Genomic DNA, 1,128 nt, shown 5'->3' with positions numbered 1-1,128 from the left:
GACGAGGAGGCGAGGACCGGGTCCAGCACCACCGGTATGTCGGGGTGATCCCGCAGAACCGCCGCGGCTTTTTCGATTGCGCCGTTTGTGCCGAGCATCCCGATCTTGATGGCCTTCACATCGTTGGCCGCGAGTGCGGCCCGCATCTGGGCCACGACAAGACCCGGCGGCATGTGCTCGATCCAGTCGACCGACCGATGCGTCTGGGCGGTCACCGCCGTTACGGCGACGCACGACCGGGGGCCGAGCGCCGCGATCGTCTCGACGTCGCGCACGATCCCGGCGCCGCCGCTTGAATCGGCTCCCGCAACGACCAGCACGTGAGACTCGCGATCTATCGCCACGGCGCTGTTGCCTCGAGCCACTCACGCGTGCGCGCCTCTGGATCGGCGGCGCGGATGATATCGGTCACCACCGCCGCACTTCGTGCGCCATGTTCGAAAACTCCTGGAAGCCGCTCGACAGTAAGCCCGCCGATGGCGACAAGCGGAAGATTGCCGACGCGCTGTTTCCAGAAGGTAATGCGATCCAATCCCTGCGGCGCCCATTTCATCGCTTTCAGAGTGGTCGGGTAAATCGGACCGAGCGCGACGTAGTCGGGCTCCGCGAAGAGTGCCGTTTCGAGCTCGATGGGGTCATGCGTGCTCAAGCCCAGCTTGAGCCCGGCGCGCCGCATCGCCCTCACATCAGCGCTCGCCAGATCCTCCTGGCCCAGATGCACGAAGTCGCAACCCTCGTCGATGGCGAGCCTCCAGTAATCATTGAGGACAAACTGGCAGCCATGGCGTTCACATACCGTCTTCGAAGCGCGAATCTCCCGGCGCAGTGAAGCTTCACTCTCGTCCTTGATGCGCAGCTGCACCAGCTTCACGCCAACCGGCACCAGGCGTTCGATCCACGCGCTGGAATCGACGATCAAGTAGAACGGATCGAGCTTCACGAGAATGCTGCCATGCCGATGACAGGGGTGGAGGGGACCGCCATGTCGCGCGGCGCGAGCAGGCCGGCACAATATGCCCCACGACCCGCCTCCACCGCCTTGGAGAAGGCCGCGGCCATGGCAACGGGATCGCCGGCCTTGGCGACGCCCGTGTTAAGAAGCACCGCGTCGTAGCCGAGCTCCATGAC

Annotated in this window: 2 protein-coding genes and 1 pseudogene; all 3 read right to left on the bottom strand. The window is 64.8% G+C overall.

The window, feature by feature from the left end:
* On the bottom strand, window positions 1–344 hold a 344-nt coding region (locus EOA60_RS34085; protein ID WP_206628395.1), incomplete at its 3' end, for a bifunctional hydroxymethylpyrimidine kinase/phosphomethylpyrimidine kinase.
* Window positions 335–940: a thiamine phosphate synthase gene (locus tag EOA60_RS34080; RefSeq protein ID WP_128312679.1), complete on the bottom strand. Its 606-nt coding sequence runs from the start codon at window positions 938–940 to the stop codon at window positions 335–337. The genes EOA60_RS34085 and EOA60_RS34080, both read right to left, overlap by 10 nt.
* Window positions 937–1,128 (bottom strand): annotated as a pseudogene (locus EOA60_RS34075) (thiazole synthase); the annotation flags it as partial. The gene EOA60_RS34080 and the pseudogene EOA60_RS34075, both read right to left, overlap by 4 nt.

This window comes from Mesorhizobium sp. M1A.F.Ca.IN.020.06.1.1 (assembly GCF_004023265.1).
Classification (GTDB): domain Bacteria; phylum Pseudomonadota; class Alphaproteobacteria; order Rhizobiales; family Rhizobiaceae; genus Mesorhizobium.
Note: the sequence above shows the minus strand (reverse complement) of the source record. Positions and strands in the feature narration are given on the sequence as shown.